This is a genomic window from Moraxella bovis, from assembly GCF_002014975.1.
Classification (GTDB): Bacteria; Pseudomonadota; Gammaproteobacteria; order Pseudomonadales; family Moraxellaceae; genus Moraxella; species Moraxella bovis.
Map to the genome: position 1 here is coordinate 1 of NZ_MUXV01000022.1, position 19055 is coordinate 19055.

Annotated in this window: 18 protein-coding genes; 5 read left to right on the forward strand and 13 right to left on the reverse strand. The window is 43.1% G+C overall.

The annotated features are described in order from the left end of the window. A partial coding sequence (locus B0182_RS14595) for an integrase core domain-containing protein (RefSeq protein ID WP_211271630.1) occupies nt 1-242 on the forward strand: 242 nt, incomplete at its 5' end. Nucleotides 243-286: 44 nt separating this feature from the next. Here B0182_RS14595 and B0182_RS05050 read toward each other — a convergent pair. Next, entirely contained in the window at nt 287-970 is a 684-nt protein-coding gene (locus tag B0182_RS05050; RefSeq protein ID WP_280522578.1) for an MBL fold metallo-hydrolase, read from the reverse strand. Between the two features lie 711 nt (nt 971-1681). Here B0182_RS05050 and B0182_RS05055 point away from each other — a divergent pair. Both B0182_RS05055 and B0182_RS05060 read left to right on the forward strand, forming a co-directional pair. After that, complete coding sequence (locus tag B0182_RS05055; protein WP_078273884.1) at nt 1682-3076, forward strand: FAD-binding oxidoreductase; 1395 nt, start codon at nt 1682-1684, stop codon at nt 3074-3076. Nucleotides 3077-3277: 201 nt separating this feature from the next. After that, a complete protein-coding gene (locus B0182_RS05060) occupies nt 3278-3781 on the forward strand; it encodes a redoxin family protein (protein WP_078273885.1) in 504 nt (167 codons plus the stop codon). 93 nt (nt 3782-3874) lie between these two features. Here the strand turns inward: B0182_RS05060 and B0182_RS05065 are convergent, their stop codons facing one another. Continuing rightward, nucleotides 3875-5179, reverse strand: coding sequence for a solute carrier family 23 protein (locus tag B0182_RS05065; RefSeq protein ID WP_078273886.1), 1305 nt, complete (start codon nt 5177-5179; stop codon nt 3875-3877). A gap of 144 nt (nt 5180-5323) precedes the next feature. Next, on the reverse strand, nt 5324-5926 hold the full coding sequence (gene ruvC, locus B0182_RS05070; RefSeq protein ID WP_078273887.1) for a crossover junction endodeoxyribonuclease RuvC: 603 nt from the start codon (nt 5924-5926) through the stop codon (nt 5324-5326). A gap of 140 nt (nt 5927-6066) precedes the next feature. Between ruvC and B0182_RS05075 the strand changes: the two genes are divergently transcribed. Further along, nucleotides 6067-6639 (forward strand): FxsA family protein, encoded by a 573-nt coding sequence (locus tag B0182_RS05075; protein WP_078273888.1) that lies wholly within the window; start codon nt 6067-6069, stop codon nt 6637-6639. A gap of 79 nt (nt 6640-6718) precedes the next feature. On the opposite strand, the gene epmB is transcribed toward B0182_RS05075, so the two are convergent. After that, a complete protein-coding gene (gene epmB / locus B0182_RS05080; protein WP_078273889.1) occupies nt 6719-7723 on the reverse strand; it encodes an EF-P beta-lysylation protein EpmB in 1005 nt (334 codons plus the stop codon). 97 nt (nt 7724-7820) lie between these two features. Here epmB and efp point away from each other — a divergent pair, with 97 nt between their 5' ends. Continuing rightward, on the forward strand, nt 7821-8390 hold the full coding sequence (efp, locus tag B0182_RS05085; RefSeq protein ID WP_029103061.1) for an elongation factor P: 570 nt from the start codon (nt 7821-7823) through the stop codon (nt 8388-8390). Nucleotides 8391-8517: 127 nt separating this feature from the next. Here efp and B0182_RS05090 read toward each other — a convergent pair whose 3' ends face one another. The 9 genes from B0182_RS05090 to gdhA form a co-directional block, all read right to left on the reverse strand. Further along, nucleotides 8518-10017, reverse strand: a complete 1500-nt coding sequence (locus tag B0182_RS05090) for a mechanosensitive ion channel (RefSeq protein ID WP_425319927.1) — start codon at nt 10015-10017, stop codon at nt 8518-8520. A gap of 374 nt (nt 10018-10391) precedes the next feature. Then, nucleotides 10392-12638 (reverse strand): TonB-dependent receptor domain-containing protein, encoded by a 2247-nt coding sequence (locus B0182_RS05095; protein WP_078273891.1) that lies wholly within the window; start codon nt 12636-12638, stop codon nt 10392-10394. Between the two features lie 260 nt (nt 12639-12898). Continuing rightward, nucleotides 12899-14041, reverse strand: coding sequence for a dihydroorotase (locus B0182_RS13875; RefSeq protein ID WP_143821669.1), 1143 nt, complete (start codon nt 14039-14041; stop codon nt 12899-12901). Between the two features lie 21 nt (nt 14042-14062). After that, nucleotides 14063-14956 (reverse strand): tetratricopeptide repeat protein, encoded by an 894-nt coding sequence (locus tag B0182_RS13880; protein ID WP_158079637.1) that lies wholly within the window; start codon nt 14954-14956, stop codon nt 14063-14065. Nucleotides 14957-15027: 71 nt separating this feature from the next. Continuing rightward, a complete protein-coding gene (locus tag B0182_RS05105; protein WP_078273892.1) occupies nt 15028-15570 on the reverse strand; it encodes a Uma2 family endonuclease in 543 nt (180 codons plus the stop codon). A gap of 2 nt (nt 15571-15572) precedes the next feature. Then, nucleotides 15573-15929 carry a type II toxin-antitoxin system VapC family toxin gene (locus B0182_RS05110; protein ID WP_158079638.1) on the reverse strand — a complete coding sequence of 119 codons (357 nt, stop codon included), beginning with the start codon at nt 15927-15929 and terminating at the stop codon, nt 15573-15575. Nucleotides 15930-15937: 8 nt separating this feature from the next. Then, entirely contained in the window at nt 15938-16168 is a 231-nt protein-coding gene (locus B0182_RS05115; RefSeq protein ID WP_078273894.1) for a hypothetical protein, read from the reverse strand. Nucleotides 16169-16177: 9 nt separating this feature from the next. After that, nucleotides 16178-17206 carry an aspartate carbamoyltransferase catalytic subunit gene (locus B0182_RS05120; protein ID WP_078273895.1) on the reverse strand — a complete coding sequence of 343 codons (1029 nt, stop codon included), beginning with the start codon at nt 17204-17206 and terminating at the stop codon, nt 16178-16180. A gap of 322 nt (nt 17207-17528) precedes the next feature. Then, nucleotides 17529-18869: an NADP-specific glutamate dehydrogenase gene (gene gdhA, locus B0182_RS05125; protein WP_078273896.1), complete on the reverse strand. Its 1341-nt coding sequence runs from the start codon at nt 18867-18869 to the stop codon at nt 17529-17531. Nucleotides 18870-19055 lie beyond the last annotated feature (186 nt).

Sequence of the window (19055 nt, forward strand, 5' to 3'; positions counted from 1 at the left end):
CACAAACCAATGGCAAAGCTGAACAGGAGATACGAACATTGATGGAGCTTTGGCATCATCAACATGAGTTTGTCAGCAGTGAACATAGAAAGCAAGAATTAACCAGATTTCTTAATTTCTATAACACTGTTAGACCACATTCATCTTTAACCAAAAAAGATGAGATTACAGGAAAAACTTTGACTTTTACGCCTTATGAATGGTTAGAGTTTTATTTTAAACAAAGTGTAAATAACGGGTGAGGTTTTTACAGATAATCCTATTGTATGCCATTTGTTTTACAAAATCAACCAAGTTTCTCGCCAAATTCATGGCTTAAATGAATCGCCACGCCACGCCCATGCCACTTAGACAACTGCGACAGCGTGCGATAAAACGCAGGAACATCGTGCATACTCAAATGGCTGATTTTGGCAGGGGGCGACCCCAAAAAATTCTGTGCTGACCACGCCGAATCGGACCCAATCAGCTCCCAGCCCGTATCGGTCAAAACAAACGCCCCAATCTGCCCAATGGCGTGTCCATCAAGTGGCACAAGCAAAATCTCGCCATTGCTGTGGGGTAATTCCCAAGCCGTTTTGGGGGCGTGTGGCATATCAAGACATAGGTTTTGTGGTAGGGCTTTGGGTAAAAATTGCTCCACCGCCACAAATCGGCTCTCTGTATCGGTTGGCATTAAATCGGGTAAAAAGCCTTGTTTTAGGGCTTTAATGCCTTTTAAGGGTCTTAAAAAATCCAAGGCAAGCCGTCTGCCAATCAAGGCAATGTTGGCAAAATCCTTTAAGCCTGCAATGTGGTCGGCATGAAAATGGGAAATAATCACGCCTTCCAACTCCCTAATGTTCAAGCCAAATTCTTGTAATTGATGGCAAATGTGTTGGGACGGATTAAAAAACACAGGCGTGATTTTGGCGTACAAGGCATACACGCCCCGACTGGCAAAAAATGCTCGGCATAGCCTGTGTCCCACAGCCAAAAGCGTCCATTGGCTTCCAATAAAAACACCCGAGCAGGAAATTCACACGCCCCAAATCCTGCCCCACGCACCGCCACGCAAGCAGGGTGGGTGCAGTAGCCTGCCTGAAAAAAGTGGATTTTGCCATTGTTTGCCTTTGTGATAAATTGTTTTAAATCTGCAAGTTAGTATAGCATAATTGCCAAAATTTTTATCATTATGCAAATTTCAGCCCAACCCCTCTCATTTATAACCCCAACTAATACCTACCTATCAAAATTATCCATTATCGCCAATAATCCAAATCCCTTATAATACCCCCCATTTATTAACCAGTTAGGAACACAAAATGACCCACCCTGTCAAATCCTACGCCGCTTTTTCGGCAACCACCCCACTTGCCCCTTATGCTTTTGAACGCCGGAGAGTGATTTTTGGGGTTTTTGTGATAATTGAAGATATGGTAGTAGCCAAAAAACCATGCTGCACCCACCCATGGTTAATATAATGAAACACCCAGTTTGCGTCTTCAAACCGTAAAATATTAACTTTTGTTTAAGCTGTCTTTTTGGTTTTTGTTACAGTGTGTTTTTTGGATGAGTGCTTAATTTTTTGTTGTTAATATCACAACTTTTTTGTCGTTTACACCGCACGTTTGAAAGGTTATAATGCGTCATTGTATGATATTAATACATTTCAAATTTTAATGAGACATAGAGAGCCATCATGACCCACACCACGTTTTTGGATGAGGTTCGTCATATACTTGACGACAGCCAAATCAAAACCGACCCTGACAGCCTAGACAACTGGGGCAAGGACTGGACAAAGCATTTTGCTCCTGCCCCAAATGCCGTTGTTTTTCCCAAGACAACCGAACAAGTCGCCCACATCGTCCGCCTTGCCAACACCCATAGCATCTGCCTTGTAGCAAGCGGTGGACGGACAGGCTTATCGGCAGGGGCGGTGGCAAGCAATGGTGAAGTGGTGGTAAGTTTTGATAAAATGAATGCCATTGGCACGTTTTATGAAGCCGACCGCATGGTGGAGGTCGAAGCTGGCGTGGTCACCAAAGCCTTGCAAGAGTTTGCCGAATCCAAAAATCTATACTATGCGGTGGATTTTGCCTCATCGGGGTCAAGCCAAATCGGGGGTAATATCGGCACCAACGCAGGTGGCATTAAGGTAATCCGCTATGGTATGACTCGTAACCAAATCCTAGGCTTGACGGTGGTAACAGGCAAGGGCGACATTTTGGAGCTAAATGGCGGTATGCTAAAAAACGCCACAGGGTACGATTTTCGTCATCTGTTTATCGGAGCAGAAGGCACGCTTGGCTTTGTAACTCGTGCATTGATAAAACTTGAAAAACAGCCTGTGAATCTAACGGCAATGGTTTTGGGTGTGCCTGATTTTGGTTCGGTGGTCAAACTGCTTGATAAGTTTGGCAAGGCGTTACATTTGACCGCTTTTGAATTTTTTGACAGCGTGGCAATCGATAAGGTATTGACCGCAGGACACGCCAAAGAACCCTTTGAGAGCCGTACGTCTTTTTATGTTTTGCTAGAATTTGAAGCCGTCTCCGATGACGTGCTAGACACCGCCATGAGTGTATTTGAAAGTTGCACCGAAGACGGTCTTATTGAAGACGGTGTGATGAGCCAAAGCGTGGGGCAACTGCATGAACTTTGGAAATTGCGTGAGAGCATTTCTGAGACGATTTCGGCGTTTACCCCTTACAAAAATGACGTGTCGGTGCTGATTACGCATTTGGGCGATTTTATCAATGACATTGAGCAGATTGTCAAGGACAATTATCCGGATTTTGAGATTTGCTGGTTTGGGCATATTGGCGATGGTAATTTGCACCTAAATATCCTAAAACCTGACAATCTCACCAAAGACGACTTTTTTGCCAAATGCCAAACGGTCAATAAATACGTCTTTGAAACGGTCAAAAAATACAAAGGCTCAATCAGTGCCGAGCATGGCGTGGGCATGACCAAAAAGCCATATCTAGACTACACTCGCTCGCCTGCCGAGATTGAATACATGAAAGCGGTGAAGGCGGTGTTTGACCCTAATGGGATTATGAACCGTGGTAAGATTTTTGATAGTTAAGGATTGTTAAATTTAAAAACCCATCTTAATAAATTCATCAAAGAGTTTTAAATTACCACAAATTTATGATATATAAATGTAGGGACGTGCTGAGCACGTCCTTTAATATGCCGTTATTTTCATAGGTGTGTACAGCACACCCTTACAAAGCCTGTGGTAAATATCAAGTTCGTTAGCTATAAGACAGTTTTTATTTGTAAAATGATAAAAAAACTTCGCAAAACTTTATTTTCCGCCTTGACTTACCTTGTGATGTTTGTCGTCATCTACACAGCGGTCAATCTGTGGCGGTCGCCTGTCATGCCTGACAGTCCCAAACTTGTCTATCAAAACAGCACAGGGCAGGTGGTCGATGTCGTCTCACAAAGTTATGATACGCCTGTGCTTATCTACTTTTGGGGGTCGTGGTGTGGGGTGTGTCGCACAACCAGCCCTAACGTCCAAGCCCTGCACGCTGATGGTCGTGATGTGCTAAGCGTGGCAGTGTCATCGGGCGATGACAATGAATTACTTGCTTATATGAACAAACACGGCTATGATTTTTATACCATCAATGACCAACATGGGGCGGTATTTGGCGAGTGGGGTGGACAGGTAACACCATCCTTTGTGATATTAGATGATGGCAAAGTCGCTCAAAGTTTTACAGGCATTGCACCGCTTTGGCTGTTAAAATTACGGCTGTGGTGGGTAGGACTGTATTAGGGCTTGCCCCCAATTCTTTTAGTATGAATACCAAAAACTTACCATGCCCACTTTGTCCCATCGTGCATCAGTTCTGGTCAGTTCTATGTAGCTCTACATAATCCCATCTTTATCCTTACCCATCCCCAGCACCCAATTTAACAAAATCGCCATAAAGGTTGCCGTGCCGATACCACCCAAATCAAACGAACCAATCATCAAACCAAAATTACCCGTGCCCAAAATCACGGTAATCGCCCCGACCATCAGGTTTTTGTTATCACTAAAATCCACCTTATTGTCAATCCAAATTTTCGCTCCTGCAATGGTAATCAGACCAAACACGACAATGGACGCACCTGTCAGCACAGGCGTGGGAATGGTTTGGATTAACGCCCCGAATTTTGGTGACAAGCCTAGACAAATCGCAAACACCCCCGCCACAACAAACACGAGCGTAGAGTACACCCGAGTAATCGCCATGACCCCAATGTTCTCGCCATAAGTCGTCATGCCAGTACCGCCTACCCCTGCCGAGAGTGCTGTTGCCACACCGTCCGCCACGAATGCTTTGCCAAGCTGTGGGGTAAGATTCTCGCCTGTCATCGCCCCCACCGCCTTGATATGCCCCAAGTTCTCCGCCACAAGGATAAACGCCACAGGGGCGATGATAAGCATGGCGTTCATGTCAAACACAGGAGCGGAGAAGTTTGGCACGCCAAACCAGCTTGCCTGCCCAATCACACCAAAATCAATCGGCTTACCAAACCCCATGCCATTGGCGACAACGGCATAAATAGCATAAGCAAGCACCAGACCTAATAGAAGCAGGAGTCTTTTTACAAAGCCCTTGGCAAACACCGCAATACCACTCATGCAAAGCACTGTAACTAGTGTCATAGCAAGCTCAAAGGGCTTACCTGCCACGCTTGACACCGTAACGGGGGCAAGGTTTAGTCCGATAATCATGACGACCGCACCTGTTACCACAGGGGGCATGAGCTTTTCAATCCAGCGAGTGCCTGTTCCCATGACGATAAAACCAATCAAGGCATAGACCACACCGCAAGCGATGATGCCACCGAGTGCCACGCCAAGATTGGGGTTCGCCCCAGAGCCTGTCGCATGAGCGGTCGCCGCCGCCACAACGCCAATAAAGGCAAAGGACGACCCCAAATAGCTCGGCACTCGTCCGCCTGTCATGACAAAAAACAAAATCGTACAAATCCCACTCATCATAATGGCAAGATTGGCATCAAAGCCCATTAAAATGGGGGCAAGCACGGTCGCCCCAAACATGGCAAGGACGTGCTGAATGCCAAGCATGACCGTCTGAGCAGGGGGCAAGTATTCATAGGTGGCAACAGGACTTGTGGCAATGTCGCCTTTGTAGGGGGTGAATTTGGGAAAGAATGACATATTTTTACCTTATCGTTTTAAATTTAGATTTTCATTTTTATAAAAAAGCGACAATTAAAAATCATCGCCTTAGAGTATGCTTGTCTTTTCTGTTTCTACAAATTTTAAAATGCAATTGTATTACAAAGGGCAGGCATGCCTTAACTATTGTGGCTTTATCAGTTTATTTTGGCTTAGCAAATCGGTCTCAGACAGTCGCCAACGCCCTTTTTTCTTACTTGCCGAGCGACCTTTTAGGGCAGTGTTGCCCAAAAGTTTGTGCATGGAATGGCTAGAATGAGCATGACAAATCGCACACGCCAGCCCGTCCGCCGCATCCGCTTGTGGCACAACATCAAGGGCGAGCAGACGACACACCATTGCCGTTACTTGCTCTTTGTCCGCCGCCCCATAGCCACACACCGCCTGCTTGATTTGCCGAGCGGTGTATTCTGACACCGTCAAACCCTGTGCCGTCAAAGACGCAATCGCCGCCCCCCGAGCCTGCCCGAGCTTTAGGGCACTATCAGGGTTGGTCGCCATAAACACCTGCTCAATGGCAGAATGTATGGGCTCATCGTGGTATTTTTGATAATGACCGACAATGCGTGCAATGCCATTAAAAATCTGACTGATGCGCACCGGCATATCCGTGCTGTCAGTGCGTATCGTCCCTGCATCTATAAAGGTCAAGCGGTCGCCCACCGCACGCACAATGCCATAACCTGTCATGCGAGAGCCAGGGTCTATGCCGATGATGAGTGTCATATTAATGAAATCTACCCAAAAAATATTAAAAGATAAATGTTAAAAATTGTTACCCTTGCCTTTAAAAAGTTGGCGTTAGCACAAACATTTGGTATTATAAACTATTTTGTGTTAAATTTCTAAACTAATAAGGAAAACGTATGGGCGTTGTTGTGGGTATTGCTTTGGTGTGGTTCATCATTGAAATGCTGATTTGGTATCTGTTGGCTCAATTTATGAGCGGTTGGCTTGTGTTTTTGTGGTTTGTTGTGGCGTTTTTTATTGGCTTGGCACTCATCAAAAAAGCTGCCAGCACTCTAAACCCCATGGCCCAGCAGATGAAAAATGGCGTTATCCCCAACCCTGCCAATCAGCCCCCCGAGTCCACCATTACCAAATCAGTAGCGATCGGCATTGCAGGGATTTTGTTTGTCCTACCGGGCATCTTGACCGACATCGGAGCGTTTTTGCTACTCCTACCTGCCATTCAAAAGGTGCTGACCACCAAAGCCAAAAACTACGCCATGAACAACCAAGAAAAAATGATGGCAATGATGGCAAAACAAATGGGTGGACAAAGCCCCTTTGGTGACATGGGCGGTGTGAACCCCAATAACCCTTTTGGACAAGGCAATCCCTTTGGTAATGGCGGTTTTGGCGGTAATTATGGTAATTCTCGCACCACCATTGACGGACAGGCCAAAACAGTTAAAAAATCAGCAAATGATGATTAAATTAACCTTAAATCATTATTTAAATTAATCTTAATATTAATAAAAAATCGCTTAATATCAAATTAGGCGATTTTTAAATTTAACAATTTTTATAAATATCAATCGGCACTTTATATGGTTTACCCGCCACTTCTTGCACCAGTTTCGGCACAAGATAGCCCGATAATTTTTCCAAAAGTTGCCAATAAATCTGTATCGCTCTGTCTGTCGGCAAATCAAAATGAGCCGACCCTGCCACTTTATCCAAAATATGCAAATAATACGGCAACACCCCAATATCAAATAACGCATGGCTTAATTGGCACAATATCTCTACATTATCATTAACCCCTTTTAATAACACGCTTTGATTTAATAATACCACGCCATGTTTTTTTAGGGTTTGGCATTTTTGGGCAAGGGCGTTGTCTATTTCATTGGCGTGATTGATATGTAGCACCATGACGATATTTTTTGGGCAATGTGCCAATATATCAATAAACTCATCATCAATACGGTTTGGCAATATCGCAGGCAGTCGGGTATGAATGCGAATGGTCTTAATATTATCAATATCAGACAACGCCCTAATCCATTCATTAAAACGGCGATTGTTAATATTTAATGGGTCGCCCCCGCTTAATAGCACTTCATTGATGTTTTTGTCATTGGCGATATAGTGGCAGATTTGGCGAATGTCTTGGCTGTTTGGCAAATTTGCCCCATAGTCAAAATGCTGACGAAAACAATAACGACAATGCACCGCACACGCCCCCGTTACCGTGATTAAGGCTCGGCTTTGGTATTTGTGCAATAATCCCTTGATAGGGTTATGAGTATTTTCGTCCAATGGGTCGGCAGTATAGCCCGCCACAGGCAAACTCTCGGCAATGTCGGGTAGGATTTGACGTAATAAAGGGTCGTTGGGGTCGCCCTTTTTCATCTTTTGGATAAAGGCGTGTGGCACTCTTAAGGGGAACTTGGTAGGGGCATGAAATTCGTTTGGTAAGGGCAATTCTAACAACTCGTAAAGGCTTGCCACGTCGCTTATGGCATTCGATAACTCTTTTTGCCAGTTGGGCTGATTAAAAAAAATGTCGTTCATTTTTGACAAAACTTAGTAATTTTCAGTATAATAGACGGTTAAAATGCGTCATTATAACGCATTTTACTTTTTATTTTTATTTTTTAAGGTAATTTTCATGGCAAGTTTTTCTACCAATGATTTTAAAGCAGGCTTAAAAGTCATGCTTGACGGCAACCCCTGCTCTATCCTAGAGAACGAATACGTCAAACCCGGTAAAGGTCAAGCCTTTAACCGTGTCAAACTGCGTAACCTAAAAACCGGTAAAGTCCTAGAACAAACCTTCAAATCAGGCGACAGCCTAGAAGGGGCGGACGTGGTGGATACCGAGATGGAATACTTGTACAATGACGGCGAGTTTTGGCATTTCATGCACCCTGAGACCTTTGAGCAAATGCAAGCCGACAAAAACGCCATGGGCGACTCAGCACAATGGCTAAAAGAAAACTCAAACGCTCGTTGCACCATTACCCTATTTAACGGCTCGCCACTGTCGGTTACTCCGCCAAACTTCGTGGAGCTTGAAATCGTTGAGACCGACCCTGGTGTGCGTGGCGACACCTCAGGCGGTGGCGGTAAGCCTGCCAAACTAGAAACAGGGGCGGTGGTGCGTGTGCCACTATTTGTCCAACAAAATGAAGTGGTTAAAGTAGATACCCGTACGGGAGAATATCTGTCTCGTGTGTGATATTTGACACGAAAAAAACAGTCCAAATGGGCTGTTTTTTGTTTTTAGTACAGTACATACCTTGCTTTTTTATGGCAATAAAAAACCCAAAAGCATAACACTTTTGGGTTTTTGTATGATGAGCTGATTATTTTTTCAAATCATCGCTATTAAACGTTGATGATACTTCTGTTTTGGTGGTTTCATCGGTTGGTAAAATGATTTTGTTGTCGCTTTCGGCTTCTAGCTTGTCTTGCATACGAGCCAGATAGCGAGCTGCTGCTTCACGACCGCCCAGACCAAAGGCAAGGGCAAACGCCACCGCCACAGAGCCTAGCGTTAGACCAAAGGCGAGGTTCACGATACTATCAGCGATACCCATCGCTTTTAGACCCATGGCAAGCACAAGCCCGATGATCAGCGTACGCACGATGTTGGCTAGACATTTTGAGCCTTGCTGTGAACGCTCAATCACGCCAGCAACAATGCCAGAGAGCCAAAAACCGATAACCAAGATAACCGCACCTAGGATAATCTGACCGCCAAAGTGGATAAAGCTTGTGACGATGTCACTGATTTGGACAAAGCCTAGCACATCAGCGGCTGCCACAGACGCGAACAGCATGGCAAAGAAGATGATACCACAACGCACCAGGCCTGATACTTTTTGCTCGCCTAGGGCTTCTTGTACACCAAGCTTGGCAGGTAGTGCGTCCACTTGGGTGTTTTGAAGTAGCCCTTTGATGATGTCGGCAACCATACGCACCACAAAATAGGTAACCACCAAAATCGCCGCCGCCGTAAAGACGTTTGGCAAGGCGGACATGATTTTATTAAGCATGTTGGTGGCAGGACGACTGATGGCTTCTACTTTTAGGGCATCAAGGGCAGCAATGGTAAACGGCACAATGATAAATAAGAACACCAGCGAACCTGCGATATTTGGCAAGCTGTTTTTCTCGCTGATGCCTGCACGAGTGGCTAGGGCTTGGATGTTTAGCGAACCGACCAAGTTAGAGACAATGCCCTTAACAATCTTGGCAACAACAAAGCCGATAAAGAAAATCACGCCTGCGATAAAGATATTTGGCACAAAGGCAAACATCTTATCAATCATGTTGGTCAGTGGTGTGAATAGTCCGTTTAGACCCAAACGACCCAGTACCATGGTGAGCACCACAAGCAAAATCAGCCAATACACCATATCAGCAATCGTGCCACTCATGGGTTTAACTGATGCTTCTTGAGCTAATTTCTCATCTAGCGTAGTTTTGGATAGACCTGCCAATGTGGCGTTTTTGGTAACGATGGCAACCACCCAGCCAATCACACCCACGGCAGCAGCGGCAAGCAGGTTTGGCACGAATAGCAGTACTTGATTGACCATGTTGGCAAACGGTGCTGAGATGGTGGCAAGATTAAGCTGATTTAGAGCTGCCGAGATGGCTATCACAAACACAAACCAAAAGACGATTTTGCTAAGTAGGCTATGCAAATCGTAGGTTTTGCCTGTTTGAGTGTTCATTTTTTGATTAAGATTGATTTTGGTTAAGACTTTTTTGGTCAAAGAGCCAAAAATTAAGGCGGCAAAATAGCCCACCAAGAAAATCAAAATCGCCCCAATAACCGAGCCTATTGGACTGGTCATGTAATGGTTAAATACCATAAAAGAATTTGGATGCATATACGCCCCTTAAATTAAAACCAATATTACAGATAAATTTTTACAATGGAAAATAAATCCAGCTAACAGCCTTGCAAAAATCATGCCTTGCTTATAATACAATAGCATGATAACCGCTTTTAGTGACACAAAGTTTACAAAAGCCAAGACAAATTAACAAAACAACACACTACCACCATCAGTTTATCGCAAACACCCGCTACAATGCTAGCGATATAACCAATTTTTCACAAAACTTTTTATTTATCCTTTGTTTTAATGATTAAAAACCCAACCTTCAAACATGAAAGTTGGGTGGTGGAGAAAAGGACAATATTCAGGGTAGGATTGGTAAAAGATTAGTAAGTGAAGTTTACACCGACACGGTATTCACGACCAGCACCAGGCAAACCCTTGATAGCAGAGTGTGAATAGTAGAACTCATCACCGACGTTGTTAACGGCAAAGTTTACATTTAATTTGTCGTTATTGAATGGTTTCCAGTTGGCATAAATGTCAGTTACGTCATAACCATACTTGATTAGATTTAAGTTGTTACCACGAGAGCCTGAGATTGGGGTCATGTAGGCACTTTGACCTTTTACATCATCAACTTTGCGGTGATTGACACCAATTTCTAAATTTGGATTGGCAAAGCGATAGGCAAGACCTGCTGTCCAAGTACGACCAATGTTACTACCAAATTCACGGTTATCAAAGCGGATTGGTTTGCCCTCTGCATTGTTACCACTGTAATATTCAGGATCGCTCTCAGCCACACCTAAGCGAGCAGTAAAGCCATTCCATCTATAACGAGTATTGATTTCATACCCTTTATTTTTGGCAAATCCCACATTAAAGATTGTATTATGTTCATCACCTGGGCGATGACGTGCACCACTGGTTAGCAGATTATCAATCTCTTGCCAAAAATAGGTACCATCAACTGATAGATTGCCGTTGTTGTAGTTAAAACCAATCTCGGTGTTTTTGGCTTGTTCTGCTTTTGTACCATCAGCAATATCAGCAGCACGACTTCCTGATGATAGCAGAGCATCTACAAGACGTGGACTGCGAGTGGCGTAGTTGTGCACAGCATTGAAGCTAAGATCGGGCGTGGCTTGCCAAATAATGCCTACGCTTGGATTGAATGCACCATCAGAAACTTTCTTGTTGCTGATAGAAGTATAATTGAAGTGATCATAACGCATACCTCCCGTTAAGGTAAAATTGCCAATATCAGCAATAATCTCACCATACACACCAATATCATCTTTTTCTGTGGTTTGTAGTTTGTCGTTGTGAGCACGGTTAGGGGTGGTTTCTTGATGGCGATAGTTTGCACCATATTTAAATAGTGTGTCATCATTGATGTATTTATCAAAACCTAAATTTGCTCCTGTGGTTTTAACCGAAGTGTCGTTTGGAGCATCTACATTGCCTGCATAACCACTGAATTTATCATTGCCAGATTTGCGTTCATTTTTCATAAAATAAACATTGGCTTCTGCCTCACCCAACAATCCTGCTTTGCCTTTGTATTCAAGGTTGGTGTTTTGCATGGATAATTTACGATGTCCACCATAGTTGATGGCACCAGCCTTTGGCTTACCTTCTTTGTCAAGTTTAACCTTGGTTGAAGTATCTAGCTCTCCTGGAATAACAACCCAATCAAATTCTTCACGTACGTTACGCATACCTTTATTGGTTGTGTTAAAATGGCTAAGTACAAAACGATGTTCACCCAGATTGTAACCTGCTTTAATTAAGTAGCTTTCTTTATCCATTGCTTGGAATGCCACTTCATCACTGGGGTGATTTGGGTCTTTACAAAACGTATCTGTAATAGTGCCATCTTTTTTAGTACGATAGGCACATTCTGAGGCAGGAGCTGGGTTTGTGCTGGCAGTGTAGGAGCTACGATATTTGCCAGGTGGTGTTGCACTGTCTTTTTGACCTGTTTTTTTACCAGGTTTGTAATTATTTTGACTGGTTTCGTTATAATCAACCAAAAAGTCAAAGTTACCTGCCTTGCCAAAGCCTGTTACGCCATAGCTATGTTCATCATTACTGCTATAACCCGCATTAACTTTCACACCCCAGTCTTTATCAGTGTGTTTTAGCAAATCTTGAGCATCTACTGTTTTGGCAACAATCGCACCATTGGTCGCCCCGATACCAGCAGACGCCGAACCTGCACCTTTTTGTACAGAGACGATTTTGACAAGGCTAGGGTCTAGCATATGACGACCTTGATGATATAAGATTTGGCTGTCAGAGTAGGCGTTATCCACTTTAACATCAATGGAGTTTTGACCCATACCACGCATGGTTAGATAAGATGATGTGCCATTACCGCCACTAAAATCAATGGCAGGTTCAGACTTTAAAAGTTCACGCAGTCCTGTGGCGGTAGACTCATCTTTTTCTTGCAAAGTTACCACGTTCGTCTTAACTTTGGTGCCTTGACGGTCAATGGTAATCACTTCATGCCCCAAATCAACCGTCGGCCCGCTCTCGGCAGTGTTTGCCATGGCAACGGTCGCTGTCATCGTGCCAATGACTGCAAAGGTCAGATGACGTAGTGCAAAGGTTTTTTGTTTCATAAAATCACCTAAATAGCAAAATATAACTATCAAAACAAAGGAACAAACCCTACATCATGTAAGGATTGGTAATAAACTGGCAATAATATTAACATTTTTATTTTTAAAAGTAAATAATATTTTTTATTATTTGATAATTTTATTTCTTTGTAAAATAATGTCCATTGCTAAGTTTTTATAAACAAAAAAAGGCTTACATATAGTAAGTCTTTTTATTTGATAGGTAATTTAAATAGTAAATGATTTTTTAATTTATACAATCAATCAAAAAATACTTTTTCTACTTTACCTACCAATGTTTGGTTAGTAAACGGCGTATTTTTGCCCATTGACAACATCGTCTCATCGCTGATCGTCCACTCGCAGTTTGGGTCAATCAGCACCGCCCCGCCTTTTTCGTGATAAATCGTTTCAATGCCTGCGATTTTGGCAGGATTGGTGCAAATCTTTTCCACCAGTTGTTCGGCGGTCAAAATGCCGTCCGCCACCAGCTGACACCCCAAACTGACAAAAGTATCAAAATTGCTAATCCCAGCGGTGGTTTCGGGGAATGGGGCAAGTTTGGCGGTCATAGAAACCGCCTGATGATGAGAACAAATCGCATCAATCGTGCCGTCCTGCAAGCCCTTAATCAATGCCCGCTTGTCAGTCTCGGAGCGAAGAGGCGGATAGACAAACGCCAAAGTATTGTAGCCGTCAATCGCATCGTCCGTCAGATGAAGCTGGTGCATCGCCACATCACAGGTAACGGGCAAGCCCTTTGCCTTAGCGGTGCGAATGAGTTCCACAGACGATTTACAGCTAATCTGGCTAAAATGAGCCGACACGCCCGTTTCTTCGACGATAAGAAGCTGTTTGGCAAGGGCGACCGTCTCGGCAATCCACGGAATGCCCGAAAGACCATGATAGCTTGCCACATAGCCATCGTGAGCCACGCCATCTTTGGTAAGGCTCGGCTCGTCTGGGTAAAAAAACACTTTAACATCAAAGGTTTTGGCGTATTCCAACGCTCGCAAAAGTACATCATCACTCGCAAACCCAGATCGCCCATTGGACACCGCTATCGTTTTGGGTTTTAGCCCTGCAATGTTGGCAAGTTTTTCACCGCCAAGCGATGCGGTCAAAGCCCCAATGGCATAGAGCTTTACGCCTGATTTACTTGCCTTGTGGCGAATGTCGTCAATCAAAGATGGGTTGTCCAGTGGGCGAGAGCTGGCAGGCGGTGTACAAATGTGCAAAATACCATTGTGATATGCCGAAATGCTCTCGCTCTCTATCGTGGCGTGTTCGTCATTTGCAATCACACCGCACAAATCCACAATGGGCGGAATAAGCCATTTGTCGTCTGTGTCGCTTTTGGTTAGGGTTGGCGATTGCCAAGTGGGGGGGAGTAGGTTTTTCATAAAATTCTCATCTTTTTAAGTTTATTGATTTTCGCAAGCAGGTACATAACCAAGTTCACAAGATTTTTTATGCAATTCATCGGCTTTTTTAATATTTTTTGGTACGCCATAACCATGATGATAAAGCAATGACAATCCATAATAAGCCCTAGATGAATGATAATCAGCCACATCAATGGCATTTTCAAAGTTTAATTTAGCTTTTTGATAATCTTTTAATTGATAATAAATTTCACCCAAATCAGTATAAGACCAAACCAAATGCAATTTATGACTACTGTAAGTTGGCTGTTTTTCTAGCTCTACTTTTATTTGTTTAATTGCCAAATTATAATATTCTATTGCCTTTTGATAATTTGGGTTGTTTTCATCACGATTAAGATAAATTTCAGCAATCTTTCGGTTCGCTTCACTAGAACCTAGTTTACTGGCTTTTTCTGCCCATTCTAAGGCTTTTTGATAATCTATATTGCCACAATTACAAAAGCCACCTTCCACCACCCTTCTACCAAGATAATAATCTATAAGCCATAATTGTGAATGCAATTCTCCTAAATTGGCTACTTTTAAATAATATTCAAATGCTTTTTCGGTATTTCTTTCAAACCCATAATAGCCATTTTCATAAGCATCGGCTAATATCGTCAAAGCATCTGGATAGCCATTTTCCACCATTTTATCAACCCAATAAAGGGTTTTTTGTTTATTGCCAGAATATAAATAAAATTGAGTAAGTTCAGAAATTGCTTCTATATTTCCCGTGTTGGCTTGAAGTTCTAATTCCTTAACTTGCCTTTCCATTTCTTGCTGTTGCTCTTTTGGAATTGGATTTCCATAAAAACCTGTTAGAGTTTCAGCCATTGCATAAGGTGCCAAACTTAATGATAATAAGGTAATCAAAAGTTTTTTAAACATCATTATTCTATTATTAAATGGTTAAAATACGGTGCATCATACACACCTTACGCCCAATGTTAAAACCAACATCAATTGACCAAAATTCCTTGATAAATTTCATCAATATTTACAATCAAATCAATGCTTTTAAAATAAATCTCGCCCGTTTCAAAAATTTCGGCTTGCCAATCGTTTTCACGGCGATATAAAGTGATTTGTTTAAAAGATTGTTCAACGGTGGCGTATTCTTGTACGGTTTCTAATTGGGCACATTCCCAAAGTTTTTTGGTTTTGTCCAAAAAGGCGGTAGATTTGGATAAGATTTCAATAATCAAAATCGGTTTATCGGCAATACACTCATCATCGCCACAATTTACCACCACATCAGGATAAAAATAGTTATTTTCTACCTTTACCTTTAAATCGCTGATATAAGGCTGGCAAGGATTGTTTTTTAAATGCGTTTGCAATTTTGTGCCAACATTAACCGCCAATTTATTATGCGTACGGCTTGCCCCTGCTTGGGCATAAATATGACCGTCAACCAATTCATATTTTTGCCCCTGCAATTTATCATAATAAGATAAATACTCTTGTTCAGAGAGGTGGGCGATTTTTTCTAGGGCGGACATTATTAATTTCCTTTAAAAAACTGATAAGCCGAATTTAATTTAACATCAGCCGTAACCAATCGTTTGTTTTTAACCAAAGCAGTTGCCAAAATAATACTGTCTGGCAGTTTTATTTTTCGCTGTTCTCTGATTTCAATGGTTTTTTGTTGAATAACAAAATCCAACTCAAAACAACGAAAGTTACCAATTAGTTTTTCCATATCCACTTTTTCATCAGCAATTTGACCGTGAAATCCCAAAACTTCTAGTTTTGTAATCACACTAACAAAACATTCATCAAATTTTACCTGATTATCCAATAAAAATTGCAATTCGTCAGACTTACGCTTTTGTAAATTGATAACAAAATTAGTGTCCAATAAACACATTACCATTCATCTCGCAATTTTTGTTGAATGGTTAATCCGTCATCGGCATAATTGGCTTTCGGCAAACTCATTATAAAATCATAAACTTCGGATTTTGATTTTTGTTTGTTGCTTAATTGTGTTTTTAAAAATTCATTTAAAGTTTGCGTCAAAAGCACTTCATTATAAATGCCTGCTTGTTTAGCCTCATAAACCAAATTATCTGATAAATTAAGGGTAATTGCTGTCATTTTTTATCCTTAGTTTCTCAAACTTCTTTGCCCTTCCATTGCCATTGCCATTACCGCCATTCTAACGGCAATGCCATTATTGACCTGTTTTAAAATCACCGATTGCACGCCATCCGCCACATCGGACGCAATTTCCACACCACGATTCATCGGGCCAGGGTGCATTACGATTGCGTCTTTGTCGGCGAGTTTAAGCCGTTTGTCGGTAATGCCATACATTTTAAAATACTCAGCAGTGGACGGCAAAAGGGGCGAACCAATGCGTTCATTTTGAATGCGAAGTCCAATCAGCACATCCACGCCTGCAATGCCCTTGTCCATATCGTCAAACACCGACACACCATAGCGTTCAATGCCTTTGGGGAGTAAGGTTTTGGGGGCGACCACCCGAATGTCTTTCACGCCCAAAGTCTGCAAAGCACAAATGTCCGAGCGAGCGACACGACTGTGCTTAACATCGCCAATAATGGCAACGGACAGCTCGTCAAAGGGCTTTTTGGCTTCACGATGAATGGTCAGCATATCCAGCATCGCCTGCGTGGGGTGGGCGTGCTGACCGTCCCCTGCGTTAATAACGGCAACGCTTGGGCAGACCTTCTCTGCCATAAAGTGCATCGCCCCAGACGAATAATGACGCACCACAAACATATCCGCCGTCATCGCCTGCAAATTCCACAGCGTGTCGGCAAGGCTCTCGCCCTTACTCGTGGACGATTTGGCAATGTCAAGGTTTAGGACATTTGCCCCCAAGCGTTTTTCGGCGACTTCAAAAGTGGTGCGGGTGCGGGTGGAATTTTCAAAAAATAGGTTCATCACCGTACAGCCGTCAAGCTCGGTGGAGTTTTGGATTTGACCGTTTGGGAGCAAATAACTGCCCGCTTTATGGATAATTTGGGTCAAAATGTCTTTGTTTAACCCTTCCACGCTTAAAAAATGGCAGAGTTTGCCGTCAGGCGTAAGCTGGGGGGCGGATTGGGAGCGGTGCAGTTTGGCGGTTAGGTCATTTGGACTAAGGTTTAGACTGGGGGTGGAGTGCATTTTTTATCCTTTTTTACTTACCAAAAAAACAAATTAAGTCATTTTAGCAAAGTTTGGAGGATTTGGGAATATTTCTTGATGGTATTTTCAGAGCAATCGCGCTATATTTAATTTTTAGCAGATAAAATTATGTTTTTAAAAAATTGGTAATTTTTAGACACAAAATTAGGGCGTGCCCGCCTTTTGTATTTGCAATGAAAATGGGCGATTTTTCTCATTTTTGATTGCAAATATACAAAAGCTAGACCTGCACTAAGGTAATAGAAAAATCCGCCCATATTGGACGGATTTTCTTTATTAACAATTCACGCAAGTCAGCGATTTATAGATAACCGTACGCCACCAGTGCATTGGCAACTTGGGTAAAGCCTGCCACGTTCGCACCTGTCATATAGTCAATCGTACCTTCGGTTGTGCCGTATTTTTTGCCAGCTTCCAACGCACTTTCATGAATGTTTTTCATGATTTTTTGTAGTTCTAAGTCCAAATCTTCAAACGACTTATATTTACGCACTGAGTTTTGACTCATCTCTAAGCCAGACACCGCCACACCGCCAGCGTTGGCAGCTTTACCAGGGGCATAGGCAACACCATGCTCACGCACCACATCGATGGCTTCGGCAGTCAGTGGCATGTTTGCACCTTCGGCAACGTATTTTACGCCATGTTTGACTAGGGCGTGAGCATCTGCCTCACTGACTTCGTTTTGGGTGGCACAAGGCAGAGCCACATCAGCATCAAACTGCCAAGGACGCTCTCCTGCCAGCCACTCGCCACCAAATTCTGCGACATAATCCGCCAATGCCTTGCCGTTGGCTTTGTGATTTTTGACCCAGTCGATTTTCTCTGCCGTAAAGCCGTCTTTATCCACAAGCGTGCCTTTTGAGTCAGAGAAGGTGATGACTTTACCGCCCAAATGTAGGCATTTTTCGGCAGCATATTGAGCCACGTTGCCTGCACCTGATACCAGCACCGTTTTGCCTTCTAGGCTGTCGTTATTGACTTTTAGCATGTTGTCAAGGAAGTACACGAGACCATAACCAGTCGCTTCGGTACGAATGAGCGAGCCACCGTGACCCACGCCTTTGCCAGTGAGTACGCCTTCAAATTCACGGGTTAGGTTTTTATACATCGCAAACATATAGTTCACTTCACGACCGCCCACACCGATGTCGCCTGCTGGTACATCCATGTCTTTGCCGACATTTTTGTGAAGTTCACGCATGAACGCATAGCAAAAACGGCGGATTTCAGCCTCACTTTTGCCTTTGGGGTCAAAGTCAGAGCCACCTTTAGCACCGCCCATAGGCAAGCCTGTTAAGGCGTTTTTGAAAATCTGCTCAAAGCCCAAGAATTTTAAGGTACCCTCGGTTACGGTTGGGTGAAAGCGGATACCGCCTTTATATGGACCAATGGCGTTGCTAAATTGGACACGCCAGCCACGGTTTACCTGAATCTCGCCTTTGTCGTTTTCCCAATTGACACGAAAAGAGATGATACGGTCAGGCTCGCATAGGCGTTCAAAGACTTGTAGGGTCTCAAATTTTGGGTTGTCGGCATAGACCTTCTCAATAGTCATGGCGACTTCTTTGACGGCTTGGATGAATTCTGGCTGATGAGCGTAGTTTTGCTCGACTTTGGCGATGGCGGACTGGATAGTCATGGCATATTCCTTAGGTTGGTCAAGTATGGATTGAGTGAAAGGTACATTCATTGATTTAATTAATGGCTATCGCCACAATGATTTATATCATAAAAATTAATGAATATATCAGTGAAGTTAATAATACCTACTTTTTGCCAAAAAGACAAGGATTTTATGTCATTGATTATTGGATAATTATCATAA

Excerpts from the sequence above, each read along its gene's own strand:
- B0182_RS05055 (WP_078273884.1), top strand. The coding sequence starts at position 1,682 with ATGACCCACACCACGTTTTTGGATGAGGTTCGTCATATACTTGACGAC.
- B0182_RS05060 (WP_078273885.1), top strand. The coding sequence starts at position 3,278 with ATGATAAAAAAACTTCGCAAAACTTTATTTTCCGCCTTGACTTACCTT.
- B0182_RS05065 (WP_078273886.1), bottom strand. The coding sequence starts at position 5,179 with ATGTCATTCTTTCCCAAATTCACCCCCTACAAAGGCGACATTGCCACA.
- ruvC (WP_078273887.1), bottom strand. The coding sequence starts at position 5,926 with ATGACACTCATCATCGGCATAGACCCTGGCTCTCGCATGACAGGTTAT.
- B0182_RS05075 (WP_078273888.1), top strand. The coding sequence starts at position 6,067 with ATGGGCGTTGTTGTGGGTATTGCTTTGGTGTGGTTCATCATTGAAATG.
- epmB (WP_078273889.1), bottom strand. The coding sequence starts at position 7,723 with ATGAACGACATTTTTTTTAATCAGCCCAACTGGCAAAAAGAGTTATCG.
- efp (WP_029103061.1), top strand. The coding sequence starts at position 7,821 with ATGGCAAGTTTTTCTACCAATGATTTTAAAGCAGGCTTAAAAGTCATG.
- B0182_RS05090 (WP_425319927.1), bottom strand. The coding sequence starts at position 10,017 with ATGACCAGTCCAATAGGCTCGGTTATTGGGGCGATTTTGATTTTCTTG.
- B0182_RS05095 (WP_078273891.1), bottom strand. The coding sequence starts at position 12,638 with ATGAAACAAAAAACCTTTGCACTACGTCATCTGACCTTTGCAGTCATT.
- B0182_RS13875 (WP_143821669.1), bottom strand. The coding sequence starts at position 14,041 with ATGAAAAACCTACTCCCCCCCACTTGGCAATCGCCAACCCTAACCAAA.
- B0182_RS13880 (WP_158079637.1), bottom strand. The coding sequence starts at position 14,956 with ATGTTTAAAAAACTTTTGATTACCTTATTATCATTAAGTTTGGCACCT.
- B0182_RS05105 (WP_078273892.1), bottom strand. The coding sequence starts at position 15,570 with ATGTCCGCCCTAGAAAAAATCGCCCACCTCTCTGAACAAGAGTATTTA.
- B0182_RS05115 (WP_078273894.1), bottom strand. The coding sequence starts at position 16,168 with ATGACAGCAATTACCCTTAATTTATCAGATAATTTGGTTTATGAGGCT.
- B0182_RS05120 (WP_078273895.1), bottom strand. The coding sequence starts at position 17,206 with ATGCACTCCACCCCCAGTCTAAACCTTAGTCCAAATGACCTAACCGCC.
- gdhA (WP_078273896.1), bottom strand. The coding sequence starts at position 18,869 with ATGACTATCCAGTCCGCCATCGCCAAAGTCGAGCAAAACTACGCTCAT.